The following is an 11,511-nucleotide window of genomic DNA, read 5'->3' on the forward strand; positions in this document are numbered from 1 at the left end:
GACGACGCTCCGACGACGAGAGAACGCCCCGGCCAGGAGGCCGGGGCGTTCTCGTTCGGTGCCGCGGATGGCTCACATGCAGGCCATCGCATCTTCCTGCAGCGCCGTGGCGAAGTCGGTGTACAGCTGCTGCTGATCCTCGGCGGGAACCGACATCGGGTCGCCCATGAGGTCCACGATCTGTCCGTAGGTCTCCTGGTTGTCGCCCGGCGCGGCCGCGAGCGCCTCGAGCGCGGCCATCGCCTCGGCGCTGCCGCCGGTGAGCTCCGACTGGTCGATGCTCGTGAGCTCCGTGACCGCCGCGCACAGCTCCGCGCTGGGCGTCGCGCCGTCCGTGCCGGTCGCGCCGTCTTCCTCGGGAGCGGTGGCGGGCTCGCTGACGGAGCTCTGCGGCTGCTCCGACAGGGATTCGGCCGCAGAGGCGGCGGCCATGAAGGCGACGACGACAAGGACGATGGCGATGATGCCGGCGAGCATGTTCAGCGAGCCGACGACGATGCCGCCGATCGCCAGGCCGCGGCCGCGCTCACCGCTCTTCTTGATCTGCCGCAGCGCGATCGCTCCCGCGATGACGCCGAGCAGGCCGATGAAGAACCCGCCCACCAGCGCCACGATCGACAGCGTGTTCGTGCGCTCACTGGACGGCGGGCCGGGGTTGTAGCCCGCGCCGGCCGCGGCATACGGTGCGTCCGGCGGCGTGAGCGCCTGCGTCTGGGGGGCTGGTGCGTTCTGTGCGAACTGGTCACGCGGGGGAACCCCGCCGGGGTAGCCGGGCTGGCCGCCGTCACTCATGTGTGCTCCGCTTTCTGAGAGTCGTCTGATGACACTCTCACACACCGGGGTGCGTCGAGGATCATCGGCGCTCTCCACCCGGGCAGTCCGACGGCGCCGAGGGGCCGCGGTGCACCGCGATGATGAGCCGCGGTCAGTGCACGGCGGCGAGGAGCACGCCCACGCCCACGAAGAGCGACCCGAAGACCCGGCCCAGCACCTTCTGGCCGCGCTCGCTGCGCGTGAGGCGCGCGATCGCCCGCGCGGCCGTGGCGAACACGAACCACATCACCAGGATGTCGATCACGACGACCGTGCCCGCGAGCACCGAGTACTGCGTCAGGACGGGCTGATCCGGACGGATGAACTGCGGAACGAACGCGAGGAAGAACACGATCGCCTTGGGGTTGGTGAGGTTCACGAGCAGTCCGCGGCGCAGCATCGACCAGCCGCTCTCGCGCACGAGCACCGGCCCGCCGTCCTCCGCCGTCGGTTCGGGCGTGGAGAGGAACTGCCGCACCCCGAGGAAGATCAGGTATGCCGCGCCGACGTACCGGATGATCTCGAACAGGATCGGCGAGCTCGTGACGAGCACGCCGAGGCCGGCGGCGACGATCACGATGTGCAGGACCAGCGCCACCTGCTGGCCGAGGATGCCCCACAGCGAGCGGCGCCAGCCCGACACGATCGCGTTGGACATCGTGTTCACGGCGCCCGCACCGGGCGTCAGGGAGATGATGACTCCGGCGCCGACGAGCGCCAGCCAGAGCGAGAGAGTCACGGCCTGATTCTACGGCGGAGCTCTGCTCCGGCCCTGCACAGCCACGCGTGAGATCATGAGGGCAGAGCCCGTGAGGCGGCTCCCGGACGATGGTCAAGTACCCGGTGCGCGACAAGACTTGCCAGGAGTCGTGTCATGTCGTGGATCATCCTCATCCTGTCCGGTGTGCTCGAGGCCGTGTGGGCCACGGCCCTCGGCAAGTCGGAGGGCTTCACCAAGCTCGCCCCCTCGATCGTGTTCGGTGTGGGCATCGTCGCGAGCATGATTGGCCTCGCGTGGGCCATGCGCGACATCCCCACCGCGACGGCGTACGCCGTCTGGGTCGGCGTCGGTGCAGCCCTCACGGTCGTCTACGCGATGATCACGGGGGACGAATCGGTGTCGTGGGTGAAGGTCCTGCTCATCGTGGGGCTCGTCGGCTGCATCGTCGGCCTGAAGCTGGTGGGCGACGCCGAGCACTGACGCCGCTTCCCAGACCGCGTTCCGAGCATGAGAATCGGACTCATTCCCGAGTTGGCGAACCGCGGCGGACCAGGCCTTTCCCGGACGTAGCCTGGGAGCATGCACGACCACGCGCACCGGATCGAGGCGGGCGAGAACAGGCGCCTGCTCGCGGTGTCGCTCGCCATCACGGCGTCTGTGTTCGTCGTGCAGGTGGTCGGAGCGCTGCTGACCGGATCGCTCGCGCTGCTCGCGGACGCCGCGCACATGCTGACGGACGCCGCGGCGCTGCTGATCGCCCTGCTCGCGAGCATCGTGGCCGCCCGCCCGGCAGACGACCGGCGCACGTACGGCTATCAGCGCGCGGAGGTGCTGGGCGCCCTGCTGAACGGCCTCGTGCTGGTCGGCCTGTCGGTGTGGATCGCGATCGAGGCGATCGGCCGGCTCTCCGCGCCGGAGCAGACGCAGGTCTCCGGCGGCTGGATGCTGGCGGTCGCGATCATCGGCCTCGCGGCGAACGCCGTTGCGGCGTGGCTGCTGCGGCACGCGCAGAAGCGCAGCATGAATGTGCGCGGGGCGTACCTCGAGGTGCTCGGCGATCTGCTCGGGTCCGCCGCCGTGATCGTGGCGGCACTTGTCATCCTGCTCACCGGCTGGACCCGCGCGGACTCGATCGCGTCGCTTCTCATCGCGGCGTTCATCGTGCCGCGGGCGATCGGGCTGCTGTGGGAGGTGTTCTCTGTGCTGTCGGAGGCGGCGCCGCAGGGGACAGAGGTGGCGGACATCCGCGATCACCTGCTGCGCGCCCCGGGCGTGCGCGACGTGCACGACGTGCACGTGTGGCAGCTCACGCGCGGCGCGCCCGTGTTCACGGCGCACGTCGTCGTGCAGCAGGAGGTGATCGACCGGGGCGGGACCGCGGCGCTGCTGACCTCGCTGCAGGACTGCCTCGCGGATCACTTCGACGTCGAGCACTCGACCTTCCAGTTCGAGGGCGTCGGTCACGAGGACCGCCACGTCGCGCACGGCTGAGCCCGTCAGGACTCCCGCACCACGTCGGCCGGGGTCTTGTCGGCCCGCAGCCCGCGCCATCGCGGGTGACGCATGCTGCCGCCCGGCGTCCACTCGGAGAACTCCACCTCGCCGACGAGCTCCGGCCGCACCCACAGCGCGTCGCGCGCGTCGAGCGCGGGCACGCCGTGCAGCGCGGGCACGTCGGCCCGCAGCGGCTCGAGCTGATCCTGCAGCCGAGCCAGGGCGCGCTGGCTGAATCCCGTGCCCACGCGACCCACGTAGCGCAGGCCGTCCTCGTCGGGGATGCCGAGCAGGAGGGAGCCGATGGATCCGGATCGGCCGCCCTTGCCGGGCCGGATGCCGCCGATCACGACCTCCTGGGTCCGCGTGAGCTTGAGCTTCATCCAGCGCTCCGATCTTCCCGCGCGATAGCGGGAGCCGGGATCCTTCGCCACGACGCCCTCGAGGTCGTGCTCGCGCGCGATCGCGAGCGCCATGTCGAGGTCGTCGAACACGGGCGGGACATCGATCGCGTCGCCCGCGCCGGCCGCGATGCGCTCGAGCACCGCTCGGCGTTCGGAGAGCGGACGGGATATGAGGTCGACTCCGTCGGCGGCGAGCACGTCGAACAGGTAGAGCCGGGCCGGCGTGCGGCGCGTCTCGGCCGTGATCTCGCCCGCCCTGGTGAGGTGCATCCGGTTCTGCAGCAGCGAGAAGCTCGGCCGCCCGCGCTCGTCGAGGGCGACGATCTCGCCGTCGACGACGGCGTCCTCCGCCGCGAAGGACGCGGCGCCCTGTGCCGTCAGCTCGGGATAGCGCGCGGTGATGTCGGTGCCGCTGCGGGCGAACAGGCGCAGCCGACCGCCCGACCAGACGCCGAGCGCGCGCACTCCGTCCCACTTCATCTCGGCCCAGGATCCGCCGCCCATCGCGTGTGCGAGCGCGGGGGTCGCGTTGGTCGCGAGCATGGGGACGGGAGCCGTGATCGGTGCGGCGGGCGACGACGGCGGAGCCTGCTCGTCCGTGACCGGCTTCGACGCGCGCCGCGCGCGCGGCCGGGTCTCAGGCGGCGCCTCGTCCGCCGGCTCCGGCTCCGTCGCTGGCGGCGGCTCCGCCGATCCTTCCTCCTGCGCCGAGTCGGCCGCGCCAGAGTGCTGATCCTTCATGCGGTGCAGGAGCCACTGCGACTTCTCGCCCTCGCCGCTCGTGCGCAGCAGGGCCAGGCGCACCGGCTCGCGCGTGCCGTGCAGCGTGAAGATCACCTCGTCGGCGCGCCACTTCTCGAGCGCGTAGGTGCCGCTGTCCCAGATGTCCATGTGGCCCGCGCCGTATTCTCCCTTGGGGATGTCGCCCTCGAACGTGGCGTACGCGAGCGGGTGATCCTCCGTCTGCACGGCGAGGTGGTTCTTGCCCGTGGTCTCGGGAACGCCCTTCGGCACGGCCCAGCTCGCGAGCACGCCGTCGCGCTCGAGGCGCAGGTCGTAGTGCAGGCGCCGGGCTTCGTGCCGCTGGATCACGAAGCGCGGCTCGCCGCTCACGGTCGGCTCGACGGGTCCGCCCATCGGCTCGGGCGTCTTGGCGGCGTCGCGCTTCGCGACGTAGGGCGCCAGGGCGCGGTCGGGGTCCTGTGCGTCGACGGGGGCGAGCGGATCACCCATCCGCTCGACGCGCTCGAGCACCTCGCCGAACAGCAGATGGCGCAGGTCGGGGTCGTCGAGTTCTTCCCACGTGCGCGGGGCCGCGACCCACGGCTGCGCGCGGCCGCGCAGCGAGTACGGCGCGATCGTGGTCTTCTTGCCGTTGTTCTGGCTCCAGTCCACGAGCACCCGCCCGGGCCGCAGAGCCTTGCTCATCGAGCTGACGACGAGCTCCGGATGATCCGCCTCGAGCGCCTGCGCGAGCGCCTTCGCGACCGCCGAGACCTGCTCGCTCGTCTGCGAGCCGGGCAGCCGCGCGTAGAGGTGGATGCCCTTGCTGCCGCTCGTGACGGGCAGCGGGTCGAGCCCCATGTCGGTCAGGATGGCGCGTGCGAAGCGCGCCACCTCGGCGCATTCCGGGAGCCCCACGCCAGGACCGGGATCGAGGTCGAGCACCATGCGATCCGGATTCCCCGGCGACCCGTCCGGAGCGAAACGCCATTGCGGCACGTGCAGCTCGAGGCTCGCGACCTGCGCGAGGTAGACGAGGGTCGGGACCTCGTCGATCAACGGGTACGACTTGGGACCGCTCGAATGCTGGATCGCCTGCCGCGGCACCCAGTCGGGCGCGCCCGGCTCGAGATCCTTCGCGAAGAACGACGACAGCGGCTCCTCGGCGGTGCCGACCCCCTCGACCCAGCGCTTGCGCGTGATGGGGCGCCCCGCGACGTGGGGCAGCAGCACCGGCGCGATGCGCGTGACGTAGTCGATCACCTCGCCCTTGGTCGTGCCGGTGTCGGGGTACAGCACCTTGTCGAGGTTCGTCACGCGCAGGCGGCGCCCGCCGATCCGCACGGTCTGCGGTTGCGATCCTGCGTCGGGCGCCATACTCCTAAGGCTATTTCGCCGATCGCCCCCGGAATCAAGCCCCTGGCCGTGACGGGTGTGACAGGTGTTGACTGTGGTGCATGAGATCGATCTGGAAGGGTGCGCTGACCTTCGGCCTCGTGAACGTTCCCGTCAAGGTCTACGCCGCGACCGAGGACCACGACGTCAGCCTGCACCAGGTGCACAATGCCGACGGTGGGCGCATCCGGTACCAGCGCCGCTGCGAGGTGTGCGGGGAGATCGTCGCGTACTCGGACATCGATCGCGCCTACGACGACGGCGACCGCACCGTGGTGCTGACCGACGAGGATCTGAAGTCGCTGCCGTCCGAGCGCAGCCGTGAGATCGACGTCGTGGAGTTCGTGCCGAGCGAGCAGGTCGATCCGATCACATACGACAAGTCGTACTTCCTCGAACCCGACTCGGCCTCGCCCAAGGCGTACGTGCTGCTGCGGCGCACGCTCGAACAGACCGACCGCACCGCGATCGTGCGGTTCTCGCTGCGGCAGAAGACGCGGCTCGCGGCGCTGCGCGTGCGCGGCGACGTGCTGATGCTGCAGACGCTGCTGTGGGCCGACGAGGTGCGGGCGGCGGAGTTCCCGTCGCTGAACGAGTCGGTGCGGATCTCGAAGAAGGAGCTCGAGCTGTCCGCGAGCCTCGTCGAGAGCTTCTCGAGCGACTTCGATCCGGACGAGTTCGTCGACGAGTACCAGAAGGAGCTCAAGACGTTGATCGCGGCGAAGCTCGACAAGGGCGACGCGATCGACACGGATGCGACCTTCGGCGAGCAGGACGACGACGAGGGCGGCGAGGTCATCGACCTGATGGCGGCGCTGCGTGCGAGCGTGGAGCGCTCGCGCGCGTCGCGCGGCACGTCAGAGGATGCCGAGCCGGAGTCCAAGGAGGAGCCGGAGGAGAAGCCGAAACGGAAGCGGTCGAAGAAGGCCTCCTGATCGGAGCATCGCCGCCGGAAGCCTGGCTCAGAGCTTGATGTCGGGCTTGCCGTCGCCGTCGATGTCGGCGCCGCGCTCGAACACGTCGGGCTCGAGCACGAGCTCCTGCACCGGCGGCGCGGCGGCCGCGAACTTGCGGGCCTTGCGCCGCTCGGCGACGTAGTGCCACAGGGTCACGATCGCGGTGCCGCCGACCGCGATGAGCAGGATCACGTCGATGTACTCGGTCACGACATCGCGCACGAACGGCACATACGCGATCAGGTAGCCGACCATCGTGAGTCCGAAGCCCCACAGGATCGCGCCGATCAGGTTGTAGAGCGAGTAGCGCTTCCACGGCATGTGGCCGACGCCCGCCGCGACGGGCGCGAACGTGCGCACGACCGGCACGAAGCGCGCGAGCACGATCGTGATGCCGCCGAAGCGCTCGAAGAACGCGTTTGTGCGCTCGACGTTCTTCGTGCTGAACAGGCCCGATTCCTTGCGTTCGAACACCGCGGGACCGCCCTTGTGGCCGATCAGGTACCCGGCCTCGCCGCCGATGAACGCCGCCAGGGCGATCAGGCCGCTCGCGACCCAGATGTTCACGCCGAACACGTCGTGCGTGTGGGTCAGCAGGCCCGAGATGATCAGCAAGGTGTCGCCGGGCAGCAGGAAGCCCACGAGCAGCCCCGTCTCGGAGAACACGATGAGGCAGACGACGAGCAGGGCCCAGGGGCCGGCCGCGTCGATGATGACCTGGGGGTCCAGCCAGGGAATGAGGGCGAACGGTCGCACCGGTGATCCCGTCTCGAAGTACTGCGTTGGGTGGATGGGTGGGGAACGGAGAGTTCGTGCGGAAGGTGGGACTTGAACCCACACGCCGTGAGGCACAGGAACCTAAATCCTGCGTGTCTGCCAGTTTCACCACTCCCGCGAGGTGCGATCAGTCTACTGATGCCCGGCGACATCCTCGGTGGGGGACAGCCCCCGCAATCGTGGGGGTTTTCCGACGCTGTGGATAACTCGGACGGAGGGTGCCGCGCCGTTGCGATCATGACCGGGTGACGCAGTTGCATCCCGATCGCGGAGTCCCGACGGCATCGCTCGTCGACCGCGTCCGCGAGCGGCTGCGCGCGGACCGCACGGATCCCGCAGCGGCGCCCGACGCGGTCGCGCGGATCGCGCAGGCCGAGGTGCGTCGTCACAACGACATCGCCCTCACGCGCGGCACCGCGACGATCGACGACGAGGCCGCCCGCGTGCGCGAGGTCCTCGCCGCGGTGACGGGATACGGACCGCTCCAGCCCTACCTGGACGATCCGGATGTCGAGGAGCTGTGGATCAATGCACCCGACAAGGTCTACATCGCGCGCGGCGGCGCGTCGGAGCGCGTGCCGGTGCAGCTCAGCGACGCGTCCGTGCGCGACCTCGTGGAGCGCATGCTGCACTCGACCGGGCGTCGCGTCGACCTCAGCCAGCCGTTCGTCGACGCGTCCCTTCCCGACGGCTCTCGCCTGCACGTCGTGATCGGCGGCATCGCCCGGCGGCACTGGGCCGTGAACATCCGCAAGTTCCTCTCGCGGTATCGCTCGCTCGACAGCCTGGTCGATCTCGGCTCTCTGACGCAGGACGCCGCGGTCATCCTGCGGGCGGCGATGCGGGAGGGGCGGTCTGTGCTGGTGAGCGGCGCGACCCACGCCGGGAAGACGACGCTGCTCGGCGCGCTTGTCGCGGCGAGCCCCGCGTCGCACCGCATCATCACGGTCGAGGAGACGTTCGAGCTCGGCGTGGACGCGCCCGACCTCGTCGCCCTGCAGGGGCGCCAGCCGAGCCTCGAGGGCACGGGCGAGGTCACGCTGCGCCGCCTGGTGAAGGAGGCGCTGCGGATGCGTCCCGACCGCCTGGTCGTCGGCGAGGTCCGCGACGCGGAGGCACTGGATCTGCTGCTCGCGCTGAACACCGGCGTGCCGGGCGCGGCGACCATCCACGCGAACTCCGCGACCGATGCGCTCGGACGGCTCGCGGCGCTGCCTCTTCTCGCCGGACGCAACATCGATCGCGGGTTCGTGCTGCATGCGGTCGCAACGAGCGTCGATCTCGTCGTGCACTGCGAGCGGACATCCGACGGCTTCCGCCGCGTCGGCGAGATCGTCGAGCCGACGGGGCGGGTCGACGGGGAGCTGCCCGAAGTGCGCCCGCTCTATCGCGCGCCCCGCAGAGGGGCACGGGTATGACCGTGCTGTGGGGTGCGCTGCTCGGGGGCGGGCTCGTGCTCATCGCGGCGCCATGGCTCTGGCCCTCGTCGGGCCGAAGGCGCGAGCGGCCGGCACGCACCGGCGCGCTCACTCGACTGATGGCGGGCGCGGGGCTCTCGCACCTGTCGACGCGGGTGATCCTGACGGCGTGCGTGGTCTGCGCGCTCGTCGGCGGGGCCGTCGCATGGCTCGGCACGGGCGTCGGTGCGCTCGCCCTGCTCGCACTCGGCGCGGGCGCCACCGTGCCCGTCGTGTGGCTGCGCTCCCGGCGTTCGCGGCTGATCCGGGGGCGGCGGGCGCTGTGGCCCGACGTGTGCGACCTGCTGATCGCGTCCGTGCGCGCCGGCATGTCGTTGCCCGACGCGATCGCGAGCCTGGCGGTGTCGGCACCGCCCGCCCTGCGCCCGGCGTTCGCGCGGTTCGAGCGGGACATGAGCGCCTCCGGTCATTTCGACTCCAGCGCCGATCGGCTGAAGGCCGCGCTGGCGGACCCGATGGCTGACCGGATCGTCGAGACCATGCGGATGGCGCGGCAGGTCGGCGGCACTGAGCTGGTCCCCGTCCTGCGTGCCCTGTCGGCCTCGGTGCGCGCGGACGCGGCGCTGCGAGCGGAGGTGGAGTCGCGGCAATCGTGGACGAAAGGCGCCGCCGTGCTCGGTGTCGTGGCGCCCTGGGTGATCCTCGCTCTTCTCGCGCTGCGGCCGGAGGGCGCCGAGGCGTACTCGAGCCCGGAGGGCGTGGTGCTGATCGTCGTAGGGGCCGTGGTCTCGTTCGTGGCGTATCGCGTGATGGTCCGCATCGGCCGTCTGCCTGAGCCGCGGAGGTGGTTCGCGTGACGTGGCCGACCGATGCCGCTCTCGCGGTGCTGCTGGGCGGCGCACTGGGAGCGGGCATGTGCCTGCTGCTGGTGCTCGTGCCGCGGATCGGCGCACCGTCCGTGTCGCGGCGCATCGCTCCGTACATCCGCGACGTGACAGACCCCGCCGGGACCACGGCATGGGAGCTGATCGGCCGCGCCGGTGCGGCGGGCGCGCTGGGCTGGTCCGCGGCGCTGGAGAGGGCGGCGGCATGGGCGGTGCGGACCCTCGGCACGTCGGATGCCCTCGGGATGCGGCTGTCACAGGCCGGCCGCGTGCCCGACCCGGCCGCGTTCCGGGCGCGGCAGCTCGCATGGGGAGTGGCCGGCGTCGGTGCGGGTGCCCTGGCCGTCGTGGGACTCGCGCTCGCCGGTTCGTTCACGGGTCCGAGCCTGCTTCTGCCGATTGTGGTGGGCGTTGCGGTCGTCGGGCTGTGCGACGTCCTGCTGAGCAGGCGGGCGAAGGCGCGTGCGGCGCGGATCGCCGAGGAGCTGCCGACCGTGCTGGAGTTCCTTGCCCTGTGCCTGGCGGCGGGCGAGGGGATCCTGGACAGCCTGCGCCGCGTGGGGTCAGTCGGATCGGGTGAGCTCACGACGGAGATCCGTGCGGTGGTGCTGGAGGTGAGCACGGGCTCGAGCCTTCCCGACGCGCTCACGGCGATGTCGCGCCGTCTGCGGGTGCCCCCGCTGTCGCGCGCCGTCGAGCACCTGGTGGCGGCCCTCGACAGGGGCGCACCGCTCGCCCAGGCACTGCAGGCGCAGGCGACGGATGCGCGGGAGGACGCCAAGCGCGCGCTGATCGAGACGGCAGGGCGCAAGGAGATCTACATGCTCCTTCCGCTCGTCTTCGGTCTGCTGCCGCTGAGTGTCCTGTTCGCCGTCTTTCCCGGCGTCTTCATGCTCCGCCTCGGCGTCGGATGACCCGGGCGCGACGACACGACCACCTGAGGAGGATGAGACATGAATCGACAGATCGACACATGGACGGCGCGTGCGCGCACGGCGTGGGGCGACCTCGCGGGGGAGGACAGGGGTGATGTGCCCGGCTGGGTCCTCATCACGCTGATGACGGCGGGCCTGGTCGTGCTGATCTGGGCGCTGGCCGGGCCAGCGCTGCAGGGACTGTTCGAGCAGGCGATCGCCCGCGTCAGCGGCGGCCTGGGCTGATCCGATCATGCTGTCCGCGACGGGCCGCCCGGGGGAGCACGAGCGTGGCTCGGCACCCGCGGAGTTCGTGCTCGTCGGCGGGCTGCTGACCCTGCTGACCCTCGCGGTGCTGCAGCTCGGGCTGACGATGTACGTGCGCAACGTGGTGCACGACGCCGCGGTGGAGGGCGCGCACTACGCGGCGCTCGCCGACTCGGACCCCGTGCAGGGCGTCGCTCGCACGCGCACGGTGATCGAACGCGCCGTCGGTTCGCCGTACGCGCGCGACATCCGCGCCGTCTACGCATCCACCGGGGGAGCGCCATCGGTCACGGTGACGGTGCGCACGGTGCTGCCGCTCGTCGGCCTCGTGGGCCTGCCTGCCGCGATGGAGGTGAGCGCGAGTGCACCCGTCGAGTCGCTTCCGTGACGCGGTGCGGCGGATCCGGTGGCTCACGCGCGAGGACACCGGATCCGCCGCGCTCGAGTTCCTGACGGTCGGCGTCCTGATGCTCGTGCCGCTCGCCTACCGAGTGCTCGCCCTCGGTCAGATCCAGGCGCAGGCGCTCGGCGTCGAGGCGGGTGCGCGCTTCGCCGCGCGAACGATCGCCGGGGGAGCGGGAGATCCGGATGACGTCCTCGCGTCCGTCACGCGGCAGTACGGGATCGCGGGGTTCGACGCCGACGTCACATGCGTTCCGACGACGGCGGCCTGTCCTGAGCCCGGAGCGACGGTCCGGGTGACCGTCACGGCGCGTGTGCCGCTGCCGCTCATGCCGTCGACGCT

General features: G+C 71.1%; 13 protein-coding genes, 1 tRNA gene and 1 riboswitch. Of the genes, 9 read left to right on the forward strand and 5 right to left on the reverse strand.

Annotated elements, in window-relative coordinates:
* Window positions 1-72 precede the first annotated feature (72 nt).
* A complete protein-coding gene (locus RIF89_RS06435) occupies window positions 73-792 on the reverse strand; it encodes a DUF4190 domain-containing protein (protein WP_309068310.1) in 720 nt (239 codons plus the stop codon).
* Between the two features lie 133 nt (window positions 793-925).
* The gene (locus tag RIF89_RS06440) at window positions 926-1,552 is read right to left on the reverse strand and encodes a LysE family transporter (protein WP_309068311.1); all 627 of its coding nucleotides are present in this window, start codon (window positions 1,550-1,552) and stop codon (window positions 926-928) included.
* A 61-nt stretch (window positions 1,553-1,613) separates the two neighbouring features.
* Window positions 1,614-1,678, forward strand: a riboswitch (guanidine-III (ykkC-III) riboswitch).
* 9 nt (window positions 1,679-1,687) lie between these two features.
* On the opposite strand from RIF89_RS06440, the gene RIF89_RS06445 reads away from it, so the two are divergent.
* Together RIF89_RS06445 and RIF89_RS06450 are read left to right on the forward strand one after the other, a co-directional pair.
* The gene (locus RIF89_RS06445; protein ID WP_309068312.1) at window positions 1,688-2,014 is read left to right on the forward strand and encodes a multidrug efflux SMR transporter; all 327 of its coding nucleotides are present in this window, start codon (window positions 1,688-1,690) and stop codon (window positions 2,012-2,014) included.
* A 99-nt stretch (window positions 2,015-2,113) separates the two neighbouring features.
* On the forward strand, window positions 2,114-3,025 hold the full coding sequence (locus tag RIF89_RS06450; RefSeq protein WP_309068313.1) for a cation diffusion facilitator family transporter: 912 nt from the start codon (window positions 2,114-2,116) through the stop codon (window positions 3,023-3,025).
* A 5-nt stretch (window positions 3,026-3,030) separates the two neighbouring features.
* Here the strand turns inward: RIF89_RS06450 and RIF89_RS06455 are convergent, their stop codons facing one another.
* A complete protein-coding gene (locus RIF89_RS06455) occupies window positions 3,031-5,532 on the reverse strand; it encodes an ATP-dependent DNA ligase (RefSeq protein WP_309068314.1) in 2,502 nt (833 codons plus the stop codon).
* 80 nt (window positions 5,533-5,612) lie between these two features.
* Here RIF89_RS06455 and RIF89_RS06460 point away from each other — a divergent pair, with 80 nt between their 5' ends.
* A complete protein-coding gene (locus RIF89_RS06460) occupies window positions 5,613-6,485 on the forward strand; it encodes a Ku protein (protein WP_309068315.1) in 873 nt (290 codons plus the stop codon).
* A gap of 27 nt (window positions 6,486-6,512) precedes the next feature.
* On the opposite strand, the gene RIF89_RS06465 is transcribed toward RIF89_RS06460, so the two are convergent.
* The gene (locus RIF89_RS06465) at window positions 6,513-7,262 is read right to left on the reverse strand and encodes a VTT domain-containing protein (RefSeq protein WP_309068316.1); all 750 of its coding nucleotides are present in this window, start codon (window positions 7,260-7,262) and stop codon (window positions 6,513-6,515) included.
* A gap of 57 nt (window positions 7,263-7,319) precedes the next feature.
* Window positions 7,320-7,401, reverse strand: a tRNA-Leu gene (locus RIF89_RS06470).
* Between the two features lie 127 nt (window positions 7,402-7,528).
* Between RIF89_RS06470 and RIF89_RS06475 the strand changes: the two genes are divergently transcribed.
* From RIF89_RS06475 to RIF89_RS06500, 6 genes are all read left to right on the forward strand, one after another.
* Window positions 7,529-8,701: an ATPase, T2SS/T4P/T4SS family gene (locus tag RIF89_RS06475; protein WP_309068317.1), complete on the forward strand. Its 1,173-nt coding sequence runs from the start codon at window positions 7,529-7,531 to the stop codon at window positions 8,699-8,701.
* Window positions 8,698-9,558, forward strand: a complete 861-nt coding sequence (locus RIF89_RS06480; protein WP_309068318.1) for a type II secretion system F family protein — start codon at window positions 8,698-8,700, stop codon at window positions 9,556-9,558. Before RIF89_RS06475 ends, RIF89_RS06480 begins: the two co-directional genes overlap by 4 nt.
* Window positions 9,555-10,499, forward strand: a complete 945-nt coding sequence (locus RIF89_RS06485; protein WP_309068319.1) for a type II secretion system F family protein — start codon at window positions 9,555-9,557, stop codon at window positions 10,497-10,499. Before RIF89_RS06480 ends, RIF89_RS06485 begins: the two co-directional genes overlap by 4 nt.
* A gap of 39 nt (window positions 10,500-10,538) precedes the next feature.
* Window positions 10,539-10,745 carry a hypothetical protein gene (locus RIF89_RS06490; RefSeq protein ID WP_309068320.1) on the forward strand — a complete coding sequence of 69 codons (207 nt, stop codon included), beginning with the start codon at window positions 10,539-10,541 and terminating at the stop codon, window positions 10,743-10,745.
* Window positions 10,746-10,752: 7 nt separating this feature from the next.
* On the forward strand, window positions 10,753-11,154 hold the full coding sequence (locus RIF89_RS06495; protein ID WP_309068321.1) for a TadE/TadG family type IV pilus assembly protein: 402 nt from the start codon (window positions 10,753-10,755) through the stop codon (window positions 11,152-11,154).
* A gap of 4 nt (window positions 11,155-11,158) precedes the next feature.
* On the forward strand, window positions 11,159-11,511 hold a 353-nt coding region (locus RIF89_RS06500), incomplete at its 3' end, for a TadE family protein (protein WP_309068322.1).

Source organism: Microbacterium sp. (assembly GCF_031178525.1).
Classification (GTDB): Bacteria; Actinomycetota; Actinomycetes; order Actinomycetales; family Microbacteriaceae; genus Microbacterium.

Excerpts from the sequence above, each read along its gene's own strand:
- RIF89_RS06435 (WP_309068310.1), bottom strand. The coding sequence starts at position 792 with ATGAGTGACGGCGGCCAGCCCGGCTACCCCGGCGGGGTTCCCCCGCGT.
- RIF89_RS06445 (WP_309068312.1), top strand. The coding sequence starts at position 1,688 with ATGTCGTGGATCATCCTCATCCTGTCCGGTGTGCTCGAGGCCGTGTGG.
- RIF89_RS06450 (WP_309068313.1), top strand. The coding sequence starts at position 2,114 with ATGCACGACCACGCGCACCGGATCGAGGCGGGCGAGAACAGGCGCCTG.
- RIF89_RS06455 (WP_309068314.1), bottom strand. The coding sequence starts at position 5,532 with ATGGCGCCCGACGCAGGATCGCAACCGCAGACCGTGCGGATCGGCGGG.
- RIF89_RS06460 (WP_309068315.1), top strand. The coding sequence starts at position 5,613 with ATGAGATCGATCTGGAAGGGTGCGCTGACCTTCGGCCTCGTGAACGTT.
- RIF89_RS06480 (WP_309068318.1), top strand. The coding sequence starts at position 8,698 with ATGACCGTGCTGTGGGGTGCGCTGCTCGGGGGCGGGCTCGTGCTCATC.
- RIF89_RS06490 (WP_309068320.1), top strand. The coding sequence starts at position 10,539 with ATGAATCGACAGATCGACACATGGACGGCGCGTGCGCGCACGGCGTGG.
- RIF89_RS06495 (WP_309068321.1), top strand. The coding sequence starts at position 10,753 with ATGCTGTCCGCGACGGGCCGCCCGGGGGAGCACGAGCGTGGCTCGGCA.